The 19,440-nt window shown below is 53.4% G+C and carries 16 protein-coding genes; 8 read left to right on the forward strand and 8 right to left on the reverse strand.

The features are described 5' to 3' along the window. Window positions 1-61: 61 nt before the first annotated feature. The gene (locus tag WKJ04_RS15810; RefSeq protein ID WP_337881295.1) at window positions 62-454 is read right to left on the reverse strand and encodes a cytochrome b562; all 393 of its coding nucleotides are present in this window, start codon (window positions 452-454) and stop codon (window positions 62-64) included. A gap of 112 nt (window positions 455-566) precedes the next feature. Here WKJ04_RS15810 and WKJ04_RS15815 point away from each other — a divergent pair, with 112 nt between their 5' ends. Continuing rightward, the gene (locus WKJ04_RS15815) at window positions 567-1,358 is read left to right on the forward strand and encodes a PhzF family phenazine biosynthesis protein (RefSeq protein WP_337881296.1); all 792 of its coding nucleotides are present in this window, start codon (window positions 567-569) and stop codon (window positions 1,356-1,358) included. On the opposite strand, the gene WKJ04_RS15820 is transcribed toward WKJ04_RS15815, so the two are convergent. Continuing rightward, window positions 1,355-2,074, reverse strand: a complete 720-nt coding sequence (locus tag WKJ04_RS15820) for a DUF445 domain-containing protein (RefSeq protein WP_337881297.1) — start codon at window positions 2,072-2,074, stop codon at window positions 1,355-1,357. The genes WKJ04_RS15815 and WKJ04_RS15820 overlap by 4 nt on opposite strands. A gap of 396 nt (window positions 2,075-2,470) precedes the next feature. Here WKJ04_RS15820 and WKJ04_RS15825 point away from each other — a divergent pair, with 396 nt between their 5' ends. Beyond that, window positions 2,471-3,061: an FMN-binding negative transcriptional regulator gene (locus WKJ04_RS15825; protein WP_337881298.1), complete on the forward strand. Its 591-nt coding sequence runs from the start codon at window positions 2,471-2,473 to the stop codon at window positions 3,059-3,061. Between the two features lie 60 nt (window positions 3,062-3,121). Next, window positions 3,122-3,535, forward strand: coding sequence for a hypothetical protein (locus tag WKJ04_RS15830; RefSeq protein ID WP_337881299.1), 414 nt, complete (start codon window positions 3,122-3,124; stop codon window positions 3,533-3,535). 47 nt (window positions 3,536-3,582) lie between these two features. On the opposite strand, the gene WKJ04_RS15835 is transcribed toward WKJ04_RS15830, so the two are convergent. After that, entirely contained in the window at window positions 3,583-3,738 is a 156-nt protein-coding gene (locus WKJ04_RS15835; RefSeq protein ID WP_337881300.1) for a hypothetical protein, read from the reverse strand. An 81-nt stretch (window positions 3,739-3,819) separates the two neighbouring features. Continuing rightward, window positions 3,820-7,065: a S41 family peptidase gene (locus WKJ04_RS15840; RefSeq protein ID WP_337881301.1), complete on the reverse strand. Its 3,246-nt coding sequence runs from the start codon at window positions 7,063-7,065 to the stop codon at window positions 3,820-3,822. A gap of 202 nt (window positions 7,066-7,267) precedes the next feature. Between WKJ04_RS15840 and WKJ04_RS15845 the strand changes: the two genes are divergently transcribed. Beyond that, complete coding sequence (locus WKJ04_RS15845) at window positions 7,268-8,143, forward strand: hypothetical protein (protein ID WP_337881302.1); 876 nt, start codon at window positions 7,268-7,270, stop codon at window positions 8,141-8,143. A gap of 58 nt (window positions 8,144-8,201) precedes the next feature. Here WKJ04_RS15845 and ltaE read toward each other — a convergent pair whose 3' ends face one another. The 3 genes from ltaE to WKJ04_RS15860 all read right to left on the reverse strand — a co-directional run bounded on the left by ltaE (window position 8,202) and on the right by WKJ04_RS15860 (window position 10,760). Next, window positions 8,202-9,272 carry a low-specificity L-threonine aldolase gene (gene ltaE / locus WKJ04_RS15850; protein WP_337881303.1) on the reverse strand — a complete coding sequence of 357 codons (1,071 nt, stop codon included), beginning with the start codon at window positions 9,270-9,272 and terminating at the stop codon, window positions 8,202-8,204. 29 nt (window positions 9,273-9,301) lie between these two features. Then, on the reverse strand, window positions 9,302-10,039 hold the full coding sequence (locus WKJ04_RS15855) for a hypothetical protein (RefSeq protein ID WP_337881304.1): 738 nt from the start codon (window positions 10,037-10,039) through the stop codon (window positions 9,302-9,304). Between the two features lie 124 nt (window positions 10,040-10,163). Beyond that, complete coding sequence (locus WKJ04_RS15860; protein WP_337881305.1) at window positions 10,164-10,760, reverse strand: LysE family transporter; 597 nt, start codon at window positions 10,758-10,760, stop codon at window positions 10,164-10,166. A gap of 95 nt (window positions 10,761-10,855) precedes the next feature. Between WKJ04_RS15860 and WKJ04_RS15865 the strand changes: the two genes are divergently transcribed. The 4 genes from WKJ04_RS15865 to WKJ04_RS15880 all read left to right on the forward strand — a co-directional run bounded on the left by WKJ04_RS15865 (window position 10,856) and on the right by WKJ04_RS15880 (window position 16,932). Continuing rightward, complete coding sequence (locus tag WKJ04_RS15865; RefSeq protein WP_337881306.1) at window positions 10,856-11,728, forward strand: LysR family transcriptional regulator ArgP; 873 nt, start codon at window positions 10,856-10,858, stop codon at window positions 11,726-11,728. 187 nt (window positions 11,729-11,915) lie between these two features. Beyond that, entirely contained in the window at window positions 11,916-14,012 is a 2,097-nt protein-coding gene (gene fusA, locus WKJ04_RS15870; RefSeq protein ID WP_337881307.1) for an elongation factor G, read from the forward strand. A gap of 158 nt (window positions 14,013-14,170) precedes the next feature. Further along, complete coding sequence (locus WKJ04_RS15875) at window positions 14,171-14,950, forward strand: dienelactone hydrolase family protein (RefSeq protein ID WP_337881308.1); 780 nt, start codon at window positions 14,171-14,173, stop codon at window positions 14,948-14,950. A 707-nt stretch (window positions 14,951-15,657) separates the two neighbouring features. Beyond that, complete coding sequence (locus WKJ04_RS15880) at window positions 15,658-16,932, forward strand: jacalin-like lectin (protein WP_337881309.1); 1,275 nt, start codon at window positions 15,658-15,660, stop codon at window positions 16,930-16,932. 201 nt (window positions 16,933-17,133) lie between these two features. On the opposite strand, the gene WKJ04_RS15885 is transcribed toward WKJ04_RS15880, so the two are convergent. Continuing rightward, entirely contained in the window at window positions 17,134-19,299 is a 2,166-nt protein-coding gene (locus WKJ04_RS15885; RefSeq protein WP_337881310.1) for a prolyl oligopeptidase family serine peptidase, read from the reverse strand. Window positions 19,300-19,440 lie beyond the last annotated feature (141 nt).

Below are 19,440 nucleotides of genomic sequence, written 5' to 3' on the forward strand. Positions count from 1 at the left end.
TGGTGAAAACTGAGGTTAGATATGAGGCTGGGTTGAATCATTTACAAGGCTGGCAGTGAGCTCAGGACTGGTCGGAGCCAAAGAGTAATTGCCAGAAACCTGGCTGACGTTCCTTGTGGTATTTTTTTCTGAGCCTGTCTAGCTCTGCCAGGCTGCTTTTAGCGCCAGCCAAATCATGTTGCTCAAGCAACTGCTGGGTGTGCTGCGTGGCCTGCTCCAACTCTGTCAGCCCCTGTTGCATCAGCTCTGCTTTGCTGCCTTTAAAACCCAACTGCTGTGCCTGGTGCAGTGACGCACTAAAATCCTGCATAGCACGTTGCATGACTTCCAGTGTCTGAGCTTCCCGCGCCTGTTTAAAGCTCAGGCCCATCTGTTTCATGCTGTCTTCCATATCGGGTGCAGCCTGTGCAGTAAAGACTATCAGGCTGAATAATAAGATCGTCAGGGTTTTCATGCTGTCCTCCGGTTTCGGCCGGCAGTATAAAACATTCGCCCGGTGTTTTGTGCTGTGCGCGGCGGATTTGCCTTGTTATGCTGCCAAGTCCGTCAATCCAAGGAACAACCTTATGCGTGCAGAGCTTTATCAGGTGGATGCCTTTACCAACCAACTGTTTCGTGGCAACTATGCCGCCGTGGTGCCGACAGCTGAACCACTTGCAACGGCTCTGATGCAGCAAATCGCCAGCGAAAATAACTTGTCTGAAACGGCTTTTGTCTGGCCGCTGGCCCAGGATCATTATCAAATCCGTTGGTTTTCGCCGCTGACCGAAATTGATTTTTGTGGCCATGCCACACTGGCTGCAGCTTATGTGTTATTCAGCAAGGGCGCTGGCCCGGTCGTCCGTTTCAGCACCCTGGCGGTGGGGGATTTATCTGTGCGCCAACATGAAACAGGCCGGATAGAAATGGATTTTCCACAGCGGCCGGCCAAATTCGCCACAGCACCGGCCCCGTTGCTGGCAGGTGTCTCTCAAGCGCCACAGGAAGTCTTACAAAGCCCGCAAGCCTGGATGCTGGTATACGCCAACGAACAGCAAGTGCGGCAACTGACTGCAGACTCCAGCTTACTGAAACAACTGGCGCCTTATGATGTGGTGGTGACAGCACCGGGTGAGCAGCATGATTTTGTGTCGCGCTATTTCTGGCCAGCCAACGGTGGCGATGAAGACCCGGTCACAGGCTCTATCCATGCAGCATTGGCCCCTTATTGGGCAGAGCGTCTCGGGAAAACAGAACTCACTGCCTTTCAGGCGTCCACACGAGGTGGCCAGTTATGGTGCCGGTTGCAGGGTGACCGGGTCTTAGTCAGCGGTGAAGCTGTGCTTTATCTCAAAGGAGAAATTCAACTGCCCGCTTAGGCGGACAGTTGGGCTAACAGCTGGCTTGCCAGTCCGATCAGTGCACCAAACACACCGCCCCAAACCACCAGCCAGCCCAGGTGTTCGCGAATGAGCTGCTGCACCAGTTCCTTCACCAGTTGAGGCGTCAGCTCATCTAAACGGGCCTGTACTATGTGGCTGATTTTGGCCTGCATCTGCTCCAGCTGTTCATTTTGCTGCAGCTGTGCCAATAACTGCTGCTGCACTTCTGGGCTGTCAGACAACTGCAACAAGGACAGTTTCAAGTTGTCGATAAAGGGCTGTTTCAGCGGCAGCAGCATTTGCGCCCCACCAAACATCGCCAGCATGCCACCCAAGGATGATTTTTGCACCGTATCAAGCAAGGCGTCAAAAGCCGGGGATAAATCCACCGCCTCCAGCACCGGACCCAGTTTGACAGCCACCGCATCCTGCTGGTGCTGGCTGCTAAGCAGCCGCTGCAGGTTTTCCGTGGAGAAAAACTGCCCCATCACCAACAGATACAAGGCTTGTTTGAATTCACTGAAACGGGCCGGGATCACCCCTGAACCATACAGCAGCGGCACTTTTTCAAACAACATATGGATGGCTAACCAGTTGGTCACAGCCCCTGAAAAGGCAAAGAGCCCCATCCCCCACAACCAGCCAAGCTCCAGCGTGTAACCCAGACCCATCGCCAGCAGGGCCACTAAATTGGTGATCAGACTTTTATTCATGCTGCAGACTCCTTCTCAATCCAATTGCGCATTCAATGCCGCGCGATTGTAATGAGCCTGCAGTCACTCAACAAGATGGAGTTCACGACGTGTTCAGAATGGCCACTGCTGCTGGATCAGCAGGGCACTGCCCATCAGCACCACAACCAGCCCCAGTACCTTACGACTTTGCAGCATAAAAGGCCGTTGCCCCTTTAACTCTTGTTTGTTCATCACACAGCTCCCAATTAACTTATTGAGAATAATTCTCATCAACATAAATTACAAGGGATCTGTGGCTGATTAAAACGGATGGGAAATTTCAGTTTTTCCGATGCAGCGCCAGCAAAGCGCTGTTGCACAGGCCACGGCTTATGCCAGAATGGCCGCTGTTCCCCTTGTATTACAGAGTCTGGCATGAGCTACCCACCCCGTTATTTTACCTGCACGGATGACGCCTTGATTCGTCAGTTTTTACAGCAACATTATTTTGGTTTGTTACTCAGCAGCCAGGCCGGGCTGCATTACAGTCCGCTGCCTTTTTTAATTGAGCAGCAGCCGCAAGGCTGGCAACTGGCGTGCCATCTGGCGCGGTCCAACCCACAGTTACAGGGGCTGGATGGGCAGCCGGTGACGGTGGTGATCCAGGGCCCACACGCCTTTGTGTCCGCGGCTTGTTATCCGGAAAAACCCGCCGTCTCCACCTGGAATTATTTACTGGTCGAATTTAAAGGCCGCGCCCGCTTGCTGACTCCCGAACAAACGCTGAGTCTGGCACGACGGCAGGAAAGCGACTCGGATCCGCAGCTGGAGCAATCCGCCGACTACCAGCAGAAATTACTGGCCGGCATTCAGGGTGTGCAGATTGACGTTGACAACGTCACAGCCCGCTTCAAGTTGTCACAAAATAAAAACCCGGAACAGCACCAGGCCGTGCTGCAGTACCTGCAGCAGCATGAACAGGCCGATTTTGTCTGGCGCTGGATGCAACAAACAGGCAGCGAGTAAGGCTCTGTTCAGCTGACGCTCGCCACACTGTGCTTCGACTTTTTGTTTTAGGAGCACACTATGAAAAAGTACCTCATCGCCCTGGCGTTTGTCGCTGCCACACAAGCCACAGCAGGTGAGTTTGTTCCCGCTGCTGGTTTTGGTTCCCAGTACGGTGATCTAGGGGCCAAGTTTATGTACCGCGAAGGCACTATGGCCGCTTATGCTGGTGTGGGGGTCGGCGGTGGTGCACTGGGTTTTCATCTGGCGCACTCAGCAGGCAGCCCACATGTGTTTGGTATGCAGTATGGTTTTTCATCCGATGTGTTTGATGGCAAAGACATGCTGCTGGGCACCTATGACTACCATTTCAGTGGTTTCAGTGGCCGGGGTTGGACCTTAGGCGCTGGTCTGGGTGTTGCCGACTATGATGATGGTCGCCGCGATGGCGAATCAAGAACTCTGGCTGTACTGAATGTGGGTTATAAATTCTGACTCTCAGACGCAACATAAAAAAACCGGGTAGCCCCGGTTTTTTTAGCTTATTCCGCCTCTTTTTGCGTAGAGGTGCGGTCCGGCTCCTCGTCATTCCAGACCTGTTGTAAGGCCTGACGCTCCTGCTCAGACAAATACACAATCCAGTGACGTGGACTGAAATAGGGCTGAGGCTCTGGCAGCTTACGTTTTACTGCGCTCATTCTGCTGTCCTCCTGATTGGTTCTTTATGGGCTTGTCGGTAAGCCTAACAAAACCAAACTGAGCAGAAACTGAACGCCCCATTACAACTTTCTGGCATCTCCCGCCATCCCCGGGCGCAATGGTTCTGCCTTTAATGCCGGGACAGGGCTTTTCTCCAGCTCAGTGTGCAGCTGTGCGATAGCCCGGCTTAACTGAGCATCCTGGCCAGCAAAGCTGGCAAACGGCAAGTTTTCCACCTGAATATCCGGGCTGACACCGCGGCCTTCAATAATCCAGCGACCCGCCGCGTCAAACTGGGCAGTTTCTGCCACCCGGGCCACACCAAAGTCAGCCAACAGATTACGGCCGGACAACCAGACACCTGCACCAGACGTTTGCTGACCAATCACAGGCCCCAGGCCAAGTGCTTTCACGCCTGCAGCAAAGGTTTCACCATCTGAGTAGGTTAACGGGTCGGTCAGAACCACCAGACGGCCGCGGAAGCTCTGCTGCATATTGGTATAAGCTTTGCCTTGCTGAGGTTGCCAGAATGCCCAGACCCGGCGCAGCAGTTTTTCAATCACCCAGCTGTCAATATTGCCACCCCGGTTGCGGCGCACATCAATAATCAACCCCTCCTTGTCCACCTGAGCATAAAAATCGCGGGCAAACTGGGCTAAATCGTTCGGGCCCATCGCATACAGATGCATATAGCCAAACCGGCCCTGACTTTGTTTGGCCACCAAGGCTTTGTTTTGTGTAACCCAGTGCTGGTAGCGCCACTGCTGCTCCTGCTCTGGGCTTTGCGGTACCACCACTTTCTGCCAGTTTTTGCCGTCCCGTTGCAGGCTCAGCAACACCTGTTGACCTTGTTGTTGCTGCAACAGCTGCTGCAACTGCAGCTGAGTCTGTACCGGATGATGATTTACCGCTTTGAGCAGATCGCCATTTTGCAGTGGAGCAGCTCCACTGGCCAACGGACTTTGCAACCAGGGCAAGTCCGGATCGGTCTGATACAGAGTCTGCAGCACCAGCCCCTGGTCAGTTTCACGCCACTGTCCGCCTAAACTGGCGGCCAGGCTTTGTTCCTGCGCTTTGGCATAATCGCCGCCACGCACCTGAGAATGCAACACTGACAGTTCCCCAATCAACTGGGCCAGCAGGTCGTCGAGTTCGAACCGATCGCGCACCCGCTCCAATAAAGGCTGGTAGTGTTGCTTCATTGCGGTCCAGTCTTTACCGCGCATCGCCGGGTCAAATAAAAACTCGCGGTGCATCAGCCAGGCATCCTGATACATTTGTTGCCACTCGGCTTTGGGTTGCAGCTTTACCACCAGCTTCTCCAATGCCCAGGGTTCTGCATCGTCCCCTTCAGGCGCTTTGGCAGTGGCGGCCCCCAGGAAAAACCTGTTTTGCCCTGGAGCCGTCTGATACCAGAGTGCAATATTTTTGCCATCAGCCGACACTTGCAGATCCTGCACCGCACTGGCATACCCCTTCAACTGCTTACTCCGGGGCTCAATGCTCAGGCTGTGCACTACCCCGGCCTGGCCCGGGGTCTCTGCAGCAGACAGCAGATACAGCTGTTTCTCTGCAACCTGCAGTTTCTGATAGTTGCCGGCCGCTACAGGCACCTGCCACAGGTTTTGCCCCAGTTGGGACACGGCTAATGGTTTAGGGTCGCCTTCCAGCGCTTTAGTCAGCTCAGATTCGGCATCAAAAGGAAACTGCTGATCCGTACTGAGCGCATAAGCAAACACCAAGGCGCGTTTATCAAAGGCCGGCCCCATATTGCGGTCACCCCAAGGTGCGCCCGGCTTGGCCTGCAATTGCCGCTCAGACAAAAAATACAGCCACTGGTTATCCGGGCTGAAGGCTGGGCTGTAAGAGTTGTAATCTGCACTGGTCAACAGGTGGCTGCTTTGCTCTTTTACTGAATACAACCCCAGCTGAGAACGGCCAATACCGTCGGTTTCTGTCACAAAAGCCAGCGCTGCAGAATCTGGCTGCCAGACCAAGGCGGTATAAGGTGATAAGCCAAAACCCTGCTGATAAATTTCGCTGTTTTTGCCACTTTGGGTATCAAGAATAAATAACCGTCCCGCTTTGTCGTCATGTGCCAGATAACGGCCATCTGGCGACAGGCTGAGTTGCCAGCGAAAACCGACCTTATCCTGAGTCAGCTGTTTGCCGTGATCCGAGCCATCGGCGGCATAACGCCAGATCTGCAGCTCGCCGCTCTGATCGGACAGCAGATACACCCATTGGCCGCTTGGACTCAGTACAGCACTGCGGGCCCGTGCATGGTCAGGTAAGGGCAGCTCCACCGTGCGCTTCGGTGAGCGCGACACGACCTGCACTTTCCCCCGCACCGTCAGGACAAGCTTTTCGGCTTTAAAACTGACCTTCTGATCGGTCAGGTACTTTAAAGGTTCAGCCAGCAGGCGTTCACGCTGAGCCGGAGAATCCGACAGCAAATTCGGGCTGAGGACAGAGTCGTTTCCACTGCCGTCCAGCAGACGCAAGTCAGCGCCGTGCTGATAAATCAGTTGGTGCCCCGAGGCCCGCACTGCCCGTACTGCGTAATCTCTATGCTGAGTCAAAGCACTGAACTGGCCGCTGTCTGGCTGATAACGCCATAGATTCGGCATACCTGAAGCGTCGCTGACCAGCAGAAGTGTGCCGTTTTGCCAGACCGGATTGCGCAACGAGCCCGCATGATCAGCCAGTAACCGCTGGGCTTCGTCAGTGGAATTCATTTTCCAGCGCCACAACTGGCCACGAGCGCCGCCCTGATACTGCCGGGCGTTATCCCCGGTCAGTTGCAAACCATAACGGATAAAATACAGATACTCGCCTTTTGCATCGATGGCGCCTTCCACTGCGTCCTGCAGCGGCAGGGTTTGGCTCTGCCCCCTGTTTAAATCCAGCAGACGCAGTTGCCAGGTATTCACCGGCCCAATGTTCGCGTCCGTGCTGTACAACAACTCGCCTTTGGGGCTGAAACCATGCAGTTTCACTTTACCGTTCAGCGCGGTCAGACGTTTCGGCTGGCCGCCGTTGCGAGGCAGTTGATAAATATCCTGGCTGCCGTCGTAAGCTGCCACATAGAGCACCTGTTGGCCGTCCGGTGTAAACAGTGCCTGGTTTTCTTCTGCAGCATGGGTGGTCAAGCGGCTGGCATTGGCCGCCCCCAGTTCTGTCAGCCATAAATCGCCTTCGGCCGTAAATACCAGTTGATTCCCTTCGATAGCCGGGCTGCGGTAATACGGCTGTGCCGCCAGGCAGGGTAAACTCAGACTCAGGGTGGTTACAGCCACCAGTTTCTTGATCCTATGCAGTTTCATCATGCTCCCGTGACCTGTCTTTGCAGGCTGTTGTTTCTGGCTTTACCTTAACTGCCTGTTTAGCATGAAACCAGCCCAATCAACTGATTTTCCGTGGTTTTTGGCCTGTTTAAGTCAAAAAAAGTAAAGTTAGGTTTGGCCGCTGAACTCCGTTTTTATCTTGCCTTCTCAGCCATAGAAATGACGAAAACCGGAGTGACCCATGAGCCAACAAACCACGGAACAACAAACCAGACGACGTTTTTTAAAACACTTGGGACTAGGGCTGGCGGCAGCACCTTTGATAGGTCTGATCGCCTGCGGTGACAGTTCGGACACCACAGAAATGGCCGAGACCGACTCCTCCACCGGCACTGGGGATACCGGGAACACGGACGGCACCGGCAGCAGCACCAGCTGGGCCAGCGGCGGTACCGCGTCGATGACCGCCAACTTTCCGGATGACAGTATTTTCGCAACCAGCGCAGCCTGCACAGTCGCACTGACCAAAGCCATGACTGAAGGCCCCTGCTTTTTTGCCGCTGATGCGCTGGATGACATTTCCGAAGAGCAGGCTGGTTTGCCAATGCAGTTATGCCTGCGGGTGATCGACAGCAGTTGCAACCCGGTGTCCGGGCTGGACGTAGAAGTCTGGCATTGTGACGTGGAAGGCATTTACTCCGGTGACACCACAGGCAGTTCAGACAGCCGGCGTTTCTCCAGCAGTTTTTGCACCGGCAATGACGCCGATGCACTGAAATCCAAATGGTTCCGCGGCTACCAGGTCACCGACAGCAGCGGCCGGGTTAACTTTAAAAGCTGCTTCCCGGGCTGGTACTCCAGCCGCACTATCCATATTCACTTCCGGGTGCGCAATAACAACAACGACCAGGTGATTTCGCAGTTTTGTTTCCCGGACAGCCTGACCGAAGACATTTGTACCACCCATGCCGACTACAAGAATCACGGTATGCAGGACACGACGCTCAGCAGTGGCAAAGACACTGTGTTCGGCAGCAACTATCAGGATTATCTGTTTGACTATCGGCAAAACAGTGACGGTTCTATTCTGGTGTATAAAACCATTCAGATCAGCTGATGCTGTGACTGGAAACGAAAGGTGGGTCTCGTCCGTGAGGCCCACCTTTTATATGGCGTTAAAAACTGCGCAGTGCGTTCAGTGCCTGCTGCAAATGCGCGGGCTGAATATCCAGATGAGTCACCCAACGCAGCCGCTTGTACTGGCCTTCGCTGGACGAATAACTGGACGAGGTAAAACGGATCCCCTGCGCTGTCAGATGGGCCAGCAACGCATCCGCCACTGACAGTTCAATGTCGGTAAACAGAATATTGGTATGAGCCGGATGCACCAGCACTTTCCCCGCGAGCCTGGGATGCTCCGCCACCACAGCGGCAATACCGGCTGCCAGCTCTGCGGCATGGCGGTGATCGTCCGCCAGCCGTTCCACATTGTGCTGCAGTGCATAAAGCCCCGCCGCCGCAATGACCCCGGCCTGACGCATGCCACCGCCGAGCATTTTCCTTACCCGGCGGGCTTGTTGAATAAAGGCCTGACTGCCGAGCAACAAAGAGCCCACAGGCGCCCCCAAACCTTTGGACAGGCATAAAGACACCGAGTCATAACCGGCGGTCAACGCCCTGGCCGCCTGCCAGATGTCCATGCCCTGCTCTGCGGCCACTGCAGCCGCCGCATTCATCAGCCGGGCGCCATCAATATGGGCTTTTAACCCCAGCTCTTTGCACAACGCAGCCACATCCTGCATATAAGCCAGCGGTAACACCTTGCCCCCTGTGGTGTTTTCCATCACGACCAGCCGGGTCCGGGCGAAATGTGGGTCATCCGGCTTCACGGCGGCACGGATGGAGGCCAGAGGAATAGTGCCATCCGGGTGTTGCTCCAGCGGCTGCGGCTGAATGGACCCCAACACTGCCATGCCACCGCCTTCCCAGCGGTAGGTGTGCCAGTACTGACCGACAATAGCTTCATCGCCGCGCTGACAGTGGGTCATCATGGCAATTAAGTTGGTCTGGGTACCGCTCGGGGCAAAGAGTGCCGCTTCAAAACCAAGCTGCTCTGCGGCAAAGTGTTGTAACTGGTTGACCGTGGGGTCATCGGCAAACACATCATCCCCCACCTCTGCCTGCGCCATGGCCTGACGCATGGCACTGCAGGGTTGGGTCACGGTATCACTACGAAAATCAGCCATGTGTTTATCCTAAAATTTGATTTAACTACTCATGTGTTGCCAAAGCGGCGGAGTGTAAATATAAAATCATTTCCAACTTTTACGCGCTTCACTAAATGCGCCTTGTCTGGACGGTGTTTTCGCCAATCCCATTCTCCATCCTTCAGTACAATATTAGTTACACCGAATCGATTTAAATCAGCAATGGAGTAGTCATAACCGATATAACCCTGACCAAACATGGAAACAAAATGGTCCCAAAGGCTAAATTTGTCCTGTCCGTACACAGTTAATGCATTGTCTACGCTTAAACGGTCGTAAAAATCAGACTCCTGCAGTCTCGTGTCTCTGAGATAGCGCTCAACAGAATCTTTATGTTTTGCTTCATAATCCCAGTGTTTCTGCCAGGCACTACCGTGCCACAACAGTATGGAATCTTTTTTGAGGTATTTATTTCGCCCTGCTGGAAATACATAATTCGCACAGGATGAAGCACAAATCTTGTCTACTGCAACATCCAGTTGATGCTGACGCACCCATTGACCCAACACCAAGCCAACCGCTATATCACCACCACCGCTGGATATAAGTAGTTGCTTTGGCTTCACATCGGCTGCTGCATAAGCATCAAAAAGGGCCTGATTAGCTTGTTCGCTCAACTCCCCCAAATAAAGTAATCGCCCATTGCGGATCCCTGAAAAATGCTCTACGTGATTAGCCGTTGGTTTCTCAGGAAGCAAACTGCACCCCGTGAGCAGTATTAAGAAAATCAGCAGAATACCTTTCAAACTACGCTCCCTTGTCGTAATAGCCATGCGATACAGCATGGTTATCAGGCCTGATATCGGAACTAAACACAAGAGCGGAAAGGTCAAAATGAAAGCCTACAGCGGTTGGCTGCTTTGCTCAGATTTAGCTGAGCGCCAAACGCAACGCAATGGCTGTCATCACAACAGCAATCAGCGCATCAAAACAACGCCAGCGCAGCGGCGAGTTCAGCAGCACATTCAGCTTGGGGGCAAAGCCGGTCAGGCTGCTAAACCAGACCACAGAGGCCAGTACAGCCCCGACACCAAACCAGAACGGCGATGACTGCTGGTTTCCCACACTGCCAATCAGCACGACGGTGTCCAGATACACATGAGGGTTTAACAGGGTGATGGCAAAAGCTGTCACCATGGTTTTTGGCCAGGGGTCAGGTTTCACTTGTTCTGCCTGCAGCCGCCCCTGCCCCAGCCAGGCACGACGGGCCGCACCAAAGGCCAGGTAAAGCAACAAAGCCACTCCCGCCCAGGTCAGCACAGGCACCAGAGGCGGTAACCAGTGTTGCACCAGCGCTATGCTGGAAATCCCCACCACTATCAGCAACGCGTCACACAGAATGCAGACAGCCGCTATCACCAGCCGGTTGGCACCGGCCATGCTTTGGCTTAATACCCAAATATTTTGTGCACCTATGGCCACTATCAGCCCCAGGCCAACACCAAAACCTATGCCTATGGATCCCATCTTGTCTTACCCCAACAATTTGTGTGACCCACAGGCTAGCTCAGCCTGCTATTATGATTCCAACGAATAATATTTATGTATCATGAGTTTTTATCATGCTTGATTATCGGCTGGTGCAGGCTTTGGACGCCGTGCTGACCCAAGGGGGCTTTGAAAAGGCGGCGCAGGCACTGAACCTCACTCAATCCGCGGTCAGTCGCCGCATTAAACAGCTGGAAGCTCAGCTTGGCCAAATGGTGCTGCAACGTACTACCCCTCCCAAAGCCACTTTGGCCGGTCAGCGCTTATTGCACCATTACCAACAGGTCCGGCAAATGGAAGCGGCGCTGGGCTTAAGTACGGCTGACGAAAAACAAAGCATACGGCTGGCGATGAATGCCGACAGCCTGGCCACCTGGGTTGCCGAAGCTTTGCTGTTGCCAGACCACCCGGGTGTACGTTTTGATTTGGTGGTGGAAGACCAGTCGGTTGGCCTGAACCGGATGAAACAAGGCGATGTGATGGCCTGTATCTGCGCCAGCCCTGAGCCGGTCAATGGCGGCGCTGTGGTCGCGTTGGGGGCTTTACGTTACCGTGCTGTCGCCAGCCCGGCTTTTATTCAGCGGTATCAGCTGGAAACCGCCCACCCCACCCAACTGGCGACAGTGCCTTGTCTGGTATTTAACGAAGACGACCAGTTACAGCATCAGTACCTGCGTCAGTACTGCGGCGAGCTACCACAACATATTCATTCTTGCCCTTCGTCCGAAGGTTTTTTAAAAGCCTGCCTGGCGGGGCTGGGGTATGGCTTGCTACCGGAACTTCAGATGCAGCAGGAGTTTGCCGAAGGCCGGCTGGTGGATTTAAGCCCCGAGCTGTACCTGGATGTGCCGCTGTTTTGGCACCACTGGCAAACCGAAAGCCCGTTACTGCAGCAACTGCGACAGCAGGTGCAACGGGTGGCGGCGCAGACACTCAGACATCTGTAATGCCATGAAACACAGGGGAAAGGTCAGACTACTGTCAATTTCCCGCTGCAGGGGCCGCCGTAACCCGCCTTGTCATCAGATCTTCACAACCGCCTTGAGGTTTCGCTGTTTTTTTTAGCGCAAAATAAAATAAAATCCTGTATATTGTCGCCCTAATTTTCTAACCCTTAGCTTAATCGAGATGACTATGTCAGCAGATTTATCTTTATACAGAAACATTGGTATCTTCGCCCACGTAGATGCCGGTAAAACCACCACGACCGAGCGGATCCTGAAACTGACCGGTAAAATCCATAAGCTGGGTGAAGTTCACGAAGGTGAATCTACCACTGACTTCATGGTGCAGGAAGCTGAGCGTGGTATCACCATTCAGTCTGCTGCTGTGACCTGTTTCTGGAAAGGCCACCGTTTCAACGTGATCGATACCCCAGGCCACGTTGACTTCACCGTTGAAGTGTACCGTTCTCTGAAAGTTCTGGACGGTGGTATCGGTGTATTCTGTGGTTCAGGCGGTGTTGAGCCTCAGTCAGAAACCAACTGGCGTTATGCGAACGACGCAAAAGTTTCCCGTCTGATCTTCGTCAACAAGCTGGACCGTATCGGTGCTGACTTTATCCGTGTTACAGATCAGGTGAAAAAAGTGCTGGGCGCGACCCCACTGATCATGACACTGCCAATCGGCCGTGAAGATACCTTCAAAGGTGTGGTCGACCTGCTGACTGAAAAAGCTTATGTGTGGGATGAAACTGGTCTGCCAGAGAACTACACCATCACTGATGTTCCAGCTGACATGCTGGAAGACGTGGCTATGTACCGCGAACAGCTGATCGAAACTGCCGTTGAGCAAGACGACGAGCTGCTGATGGCGTACATGGAAGGCGAAATGCCAACTGTGGAACAAGTGAAAGCCTGTATCCGTAAAGGTACCCGCGACCTGGCCTTCTTCCCAACTTACTGTGGTTCAGCCTTTAAAAACAAAGGTATGCAGTTAGTTCTGGATGCTGTTGTTGATTACCTGCCAAACCCGACAGAAGTAAACCCACAGCCTCTGACTGACGAAGAAGGTAACGAAACTGGCCAGCACGCTATCGTTTCTGCTGACGAGCCGTTCCGCGCCCTGGCCTTTAAGATCATGGACGACCGTTTCGGCGCCCTGACCTTTATCCGTATCTACTCTGGTGTACTGAACAAAGGTGACACCGTACTGAACGCTTATACGGGTAAAACAGAACGTATCGGCCGTATGGTAGAAATGAACGCGAACGACCGTACCGACCTGACCACGGCTCAGGCCGGTGACATCATCGCGCTGGTTGGTCTGAAGAACAACACTCAGACTGGTCACACCCTGTGTGATCCAAAATTCCCATGTACGCTGGAACCTATGGTGTTCCCAGAGCCGGTTATCTCTATCTCTGTCACGCCAAAAGACAAAGGCGGCATGGAGAAGATGTCTGTCGCTATCGGTAAGATGGTGGCTGAAGACCCAACGTTCCGCGTTGAAACTGACCAGGATTCTGGCGAAACCATTCTGAAAGGTATGGGTGAACTGCACCTGGATATCAAAGTAGACATTCTGAAGCGTACTTACGGCGTAGAGCTGATTGTAGGCCAGCCTCAGGTGGCTTACCGCGAAACTATTACCCGTGAAGTGGAAGACAGCTACACCCACAAGAAGCAGTCTGGTGGTTCAGGTCAATACGGTAAAATCGACTACCGCATCCGTCCGGGCGAGCCAAACTCAGGCTTCAAGTTTATCTCTACCGTTGTTGGTGGTAGCGTACCAAAAGAATTCTACCCGGCTATCGAAAAAGGGTTCGAGTCGATGATGTCCACGGGCACCATGGCTGGCTTCCCGGTGCTGGACGTAGAAGTTGAGCTGTTCGACGGTGGTTTCCACGCTGTTGACTCTTCAGCCATCGCGTTCGAAATCGCTGCCAAAGGCGCTTTCCGTCAGACCATGCCAAAAGCAGGTCCGCAGCTGTTAGAACCAATCATGAAAGTCGACGTCTTCACTCCGGAAGACCACGTCGGTGACGTGATCGGTGACCTGAACCGTCGTCGTGGCATGATCTCTGGTCAGGAATCAGGTGCTACTGGCGTACGTATCAAGGCCACAGTACCACTGTCAGAGATGTTCGGTTACATCTCTACCCTGCGTACTATGACGTCAGGCCGTGGCCAGTTCTCTATGGAATTCGACCACTACGCACCATGTCCACAAAACGTGGCTGACGCTGTAATCGCCAAAGAGAAAGAAAAGAAAGCCGCTGCTAAAAACTAAGTAGCGCTTTAAAAAAAGCCCCGCTGGTGCAAACCGCGGGGCTTTTTGTTTTCCCTCGTTTTGGTGTCAGCAAAGAGATCACCCTTTTTAGTGGCGACAGGGGCTCTGCGCCGCACTAGGATTGGCTGCGGGATAAATCTCTCACAGGAGACTGGTGCATGAAATGGCTTGCGACTATCTGTAGTTTGGTGACTTTGCTGCTTGGCAGCAATTGCCTGGCCGCTGTGACTGAACGGGTTGTGCAGTTGCCAGACCAACTGGGCAGTGCCGTGATTTACCGTAATAACAGTGTGAAAAACCAAGGCGCCGCTGTGCTGGTAATCCATGAATGGTGGGGTTTTAATGACTACGCCCGCAGCAGAGCTAAAATGCTGGCCGACCTGGGGTATACCAGTATCGCCGTGGATATGTACGGCACCGGCAAAGTGGCTGAGCATCCGGACAACGCCATGGCTTTTATGGAAGCCGCCATGAAGGATCCGGACAAGGTGAATGCCCGTTTTGATGCCGCCATGGCGTTGCTCAAAGCCGAATCGGGAGTGAACGCCAGCCGTATTTATGCCATGGGCTACTGCTTTGGCGGTGGTGTGGTGTTAAACCAGGCCCGGATGGGCAAAGCACTGGCCGGCGTCGCCAGCTTCCACGGCATGCTGACTTCCAAACGGCATAAAGCAGATGCCACCACGCTGAAGGCAAAAATTCTGGTCGCGCATGGTGGTGCGGATCCATTTGTACCCGCCGAACAAGCCACCAGCTTTGTTGCAGAAATGCTGGGAGCAGGGGCTGACCTGGATTTTCGGGTGTATCCCGGAGTGAAACACAGCTTTACCGTACCGGATGCGACAGAAAAAGGTAAAACCTTTAACATGCCCTTCGAATACAACGAACAGGCCGACAAAGACAGCTGGGCTGCCTTGCTACGCATGCTGGCGTCTTAACGGCAAGTTGACCAGACGAGTTGTCTTGCCCTTTGCCGCTGGCAACATCAAGCCTGGATACAGCCGGTCCAGTGCCCTGCCACAGTAAAACAGCTCGTTGGCCACCAGAGTTACATCAACCTGGGTCTGGTGACGGGCCAGGGTCGAAAACAGCTGCTGCATCGGCGCACTGTCGGAATCGACAGCTTCAGACCAGCGGCAGATATAACGGGTGTGATAAGGATTTTTCCGCTCTGCCAGCTAAGTCTGCCGGGCCTGACCGGTCAACAGCTCAGCGCTGGTTGGCAATGCATGGGTTCATTTATCACTCCCCAGCTCAGCAGCGTATTGCCAGTTGACACTATCCAGATGCGCCACCGTTTTCAGACCGCGGATTTGGCCAGCCGTACCGCCATGGCCAGCTCTGTTTTACTTACACCTGCATAGAGTTTCAGAACCTGCACACCTGAGGTTTTTTGCTGTTCAGTTTCTGCCCGCCAGCCCGCTTCATCTATGGGATAGACCGAACAGGCCTCTCAGGGGCGTTACGCTGCAGGGGCTGTGTCCCCCCTGCCCGCACACCGCTGCTGACCAGAGGTTCTGGCCAAGGTGTTCACAAAAAATTCATCAGTCTCAGCTGTCCGTTTTGTCTGACGGCTGACTCATTAGCTGAGATATCCCACAACAATGGAGGCTCGACAATGAAAGTGAACAGATGGTGTGCGGCAATGCTTTTAGCAGCAATGGGGCCTGTCAGTGCCGGTCAATCCGGTACTTTCAGCACATTGACCTACAATGTGGCCGGTTTGCTGGAGCTGTTTTCCAGTGCAGAAAGTGACCGTCAGGCGGCGACTGAACAAATCAGCTGTTATATCAACAACTTTGCTATTGTGAATGTGCAGGAAGATTTTAACTACCATGCCGCTTTGTACGACAGCTGCAACACACATAGCTATCGTTCATCCACGACAGGGGGGATGGGCATTGGCAGTGGTTTGAATAGTCTGAGTCACTTGCCATTTAGTACGATCAAAAGGGTGAAATGGAATCACTGCAATGGGGTGGATTGTCTGACCCCCAAAGGCTTTACCCTGATCCAGGTCAGGTTAGCCGAAGGTGTTTATGTTGACCTGTACAATCTACATACCCAGGCTCAGGTGGAAACTGCAGATCTGGCAGCCCGGCGGAATAATATACTGCAGCTGAAAAACTACATTGCCGCCCATTCGGCCGGCAATACAGTGATTATTATGGGGGATACCAACACCCGCTACACCAGAAGTGGGGACAATATCCGCGAGTTACTCGATATGGGTTTTACCGACGCCTGGCTGCAGCTTTATCGTGCCGGTGACGTGCCTCTGTCGGGGGCTGACGCTTTGGTCTGTGATCCTAAAATAACGGCGGCCCAATGTGAGATAGTCGACAAAGTACTGTACCGTAACAATGGTTTTGTAAACCTGAGTCTGCAGGATTATCAGGTTCGGCAGGATGACGAAACTGCAGATGGCCTCAAGTTATCCGATCATCCGCCAGTCTCCGCACTCTGGGGGTTTCAGACTCCTGACAATCGCAGACTCAGTGATCCTGCAGGAGGTGAAGGAGGTGTGTCATTTAATGATGTCAGCCAGCTGCCGGCCATTCCGGTGGTCAGTCAGCTTCATCTGCGCAGCGGCAGCAGAGTGGACCAAATTGGTTTGCAGCTGACTACAGGCCAAAGTTTCAGCCATGGTGGTTCAGGTGGCAATCTGGCCAGTCTGCAGCTGGCTCCTGGCGAGTACTTGCAGGGGGTGACACTGTGCCAAGGCAGTCGCAATGGCAGTATGCGGGTCTTTTATGTACGCATGCAAACTAACCTGGGCAGGGCTTTATCTGGCGGCTCTCAGACCAACAATTGCAGTGCATTTCAGGCACCGGTCGGTTGGCAAATTAGTGGCTGGCATGGTCGGGCGGAAACTGAGTTGGATAAGCTGGGGGTTATCTACAGCCCTGCACCATTCTGAACTGAGGTTTGCCCCTTGAGCAGCTCTGCTGAAAAGTGCGTTCTGATCACAGGTCCTGATTCAGGACAAACAAACTAAAGTGCCTGTCGGGCTGCAGAGATAAATGGGCCGGTCATTGCTTCTGCCTGACCGGCCCATATCCTTCGTACAAAAAAGCAGCCCGCAGGCTGCTTTTCACTTCACCAGATCTGCCTTAGCGCATTACTGCTTTGGCAGCTCTTTGACACCCATATTAAACAGGCTGAAGCCGATGATGTCGGTGGCCAGTTCAATTTGTTTGGACACAGGCACACCGGCGCCGTGACCGGCGTTGGTTTCAATGCGGATCAGCTGCGGATTAGTCCCGCCCGCTTTGGCCTGCAGTTCAGCGGCAAACTTAAAGGAGTGCGCCGGTACTACGCGGTCATCGTGATCGCCCGTGGTCACCAGAGTGGCTGGGTAGGCCACCCCTTGCTTCACGTTATGCACTGGTGAGTAGCCTTTGATGTAGTCAAACATCTCTTTGCTTTGCTCCGAGGTGCCGTAGTCATACGCCCAGCCCGCACCGGCGGTAAAGGTGTGGTAACGCAGCATATCCAGCACGCCCACTTGCGGAATGGCCACTTTCATTAAGTCAGGCCGCTGTGTCATCACAGCGCCCACCAACAAGCCGCCGTTGGACCCACCACGGATCGCCAGTTTGTTGTTTGAAGTGTATTTTTCGGCAATCAGGTATTCACCGGCCGCAATAAAGTCGTCAAACACGTTTTGTTTTTTCAGCTGAATACCAGCGTCGTGCCAGGCTTTACCGTATTCGCCGCCACCACGCAGGTTCGGCACCGCGTACACGCCGCCTAATTCCATCCACACCAGGTTGGCCACGCTGAAAGCTGGGGTCAGGCTGACGTTAAAACCACCGTAGCCGTACAGCAGCGTTGGGTTGTTGCCATCCAGCTGAATGCCTTTTTTGTGGGTGATAATCATCGGCACTTTGGTGCCGTCTTTGCTGGTGTAAAACACCTGCTTCGACTCATAGTCGTCGCTGTTAAACTTCACCGCCGGTTTGTAATACACCTTGGTTTCGCCCGCTTTGGGCTCAAAGGCAAAAGTGGTGGCCGCGGTGTTGTAGTTGGTGAAACTGAAATACACCAGTTCGTCTTTGGTTTTGCCACCAAAGCCAGATACGGTGCCGACACCTGGCAGTGTCACGTCACGCACCAGTTTGCCGTCGTAGTCGTATTGTTTCACCTGAGAAATGGCGTCCACCATATAGTGGGCAAACAGGAAACCTGCGCCTTTGTTCACATCCAGTACATTGGCGGTTTCGGCAATCACCTCAGTCCACTGGTCTGCCGCCACAGCTTTGGCGTTAATTTTCACCAGCTTTTTATTCGGCGCATTCAGGTTAGTGACAAAAAATAACTCATCGCCACGGCTGTCAACAAATTCAAAGTCGGCGCTGCCTTCGGCATAGACAGTGACAAAAGCACTGTCTGGCGCTGTTAAGTCTTTGATAAAGACTTTGTTGCCTGACGTAGCGTTTGCCGCAGACACAATCAGGTACTTGCCGTCGTCGGTTACAACACCACCGACATAACGGTGTTTTTCCGCTTCCACGCCGCCGTACACCAGCTGGTCATCTTTTTGGGCTGTGCCCAGCTTATGGTAATACAGCTTGTGTTGGTCGGTTTTGGCTGACAGTTCGGAGCCTTCCGGTTTGTCATAGCTGGAGTAGAAGAAACCTTCGTTGCCTTTCCAGCTGACGCCGCTGAACTTCACGTCCACCAGCTGTGTTTCCAGCTCTTTTTTGGTTTCAGTGTCGATAATAATAATTTTGCGCCAGTCACTGCCGCCTTCGGAAATGGAATAGGCCAGTACTTTGCCGTCTTTGGAAAACGACACATCCGCCAGCGAGGTGGTGCCGTCGCTTGAGAAGGTGTTAGGGTCTAAAAAGAGTTCAGCTTCGCCGTCGCCTTTTTTGCGGTACAACACAGACTGGTTTTGTAAACCGTCGTTTTTAAAGAAGTAGCTGTAATCGCCTTCTTTAAAAGGCGCCCCTACTTTCTCGTAGTTCCACAGGGTTTCTAAACGTTGTTTGATCTGATCGCGGTAAGCAATCTGGTCCAGGTAAGCAAAAGTCACTTTGTTTTGCTCTTTTACCCAGGCGCCGGTTTCAGCGCTTCTGTCGTCTTCCAGCCAGCGGTAAGGGTCGGCCACTTTAGTGTCAAAGTAAGTATCCACCACGTCGCCTTTTTGCGTCAGCGGATAGGTAAATGGGTTGGCCTGAGTTTCGGCTGCTGTCACTGTGTCGTTGCTCTTGGTGGTGTCTTGAGGTTGGCCGCAGGCTGTTAATAAAGCCAGAGCCACGGCGCTTACTGCGTATTTCATGGATCCTGTTCCCCGGATTTGAGTAAGTGAACTGTGAAAAAATCGCCACGAGCATAACAAAGTCGAACCCGCCATGCAGCCCCGCCAGCTGAATTTCTGCCGCAGCATCAGCGGCACTCAGCTTTTAGTGAATACGTATGC

This window comes from Rheinheimera sp., assembly GCF_037442345.1.
GTDB lineage: Bacteria > Pseudomonadota > Gammaproteobacteria > Enterobacterales > Alteromonadaceae > Pararheinheimera.

Coding starts and splice junctions, on each gene's coding strand:
- fusA (WP_337881307.1), top strand. CDS start 11,916: ATGTCAGCAGATTTATCTTTATACAGAAACATTGGTATCTTCGCCCAC.
- WKJ04_RS15820 (WP_337881297.1), bottom strand. CDS start 2,074: ATGAATAAAAGTCTGATCACCAATTTAGTGGCCCTGCTGGCGATGGGT.
- WKJ04_RS15830 (WP_337881299.1), top strand. CDS start 3,122: ATGAAAAAGTACCTCATCGCCCTGGCGTTTGTCGCTGCCACACAAGCC.
- WKJ04_RS15845 (WP_337881302.1), top strand. CDS start 7,268: ATGAGCCAACAAACCACGGAACAACAAACCAGACGACGTTTTTTAAAA.
- WKJ04_RS15875 (WP_337881308.1), top strand. CDS start 14,171: ATGAAATGGCTTGCGACTATCTGTAGTTTGGTGACTTTGCTGCTTGGC.
- WKJ04_RS15880 (WP_337881309.1), top strand. CDS start 15,658: ATGCTTTTAGCAGCAATGGGGCCTGTCAGTGCCGGTCAATCCGGTACT.
- WKJ04_RS15815 (WP_337881296.1), top strand. CDS start 567: ATGCGTGCAGAGCTTTATCAGGTGGATGCCTTTACCAACCAACTGTTT.
- WKJ04_RS15865 (WP_337881306.1), top strand. CDS start 10,856: ATGCTTGATTATCGGCTGGTGCAGGCTTTGGACGCCGTGCTGACCCAA.
- WKJ04_RS15825 (WP_337881298.1), top strand. CDS start 2,471: ATGAGCTACCCACCCCGTTATTTTACCTGCACGGATGACGCCTTGATT.
- WKJ04_RS15810 (WP_337881295.1), bottom strand. CDS start 454: ATGAAAACCCTGACGATCTTATTATTCAGCCTGATAGTCTTTACTGCA.
- WKJ04_RS15885 (WP_337881310.1), bottom strand. CDS start 19,299: ATGAAATACGCAGTAAGCGCCGTGGCTCTGGCTTTATTAACAGCCTGC.
- WKJ04_RS15860 (WP_337881305.1), bottom strand. CDS start 10,760: ATGGGATCCATAGGCATAGGTTTTGGTGTTGGCCTGGGGCTGATAGTG.
- WKJ04_RS15840 (WP_337881301.1), bottom strand. CDS start 7,065: ATGAAACTGCATAGGATCAAGAAACTGGTGGCTGTAACCACCCTGAGT.
- ltaE (WP_337881303.1), bottom strand. CDS start 9,272: ATGGCTGATTTTCGTAGTGATACCGTGACCCAACCCTGCAGTGCCATG.
- WKJ04_RS15835 (WP_337881300.1), bottom strand. CDS start 3,738: ATGAGCGCAGTAAAACGTAAGCTGCCAGAGCCTCAGCCCTATTTCAGT.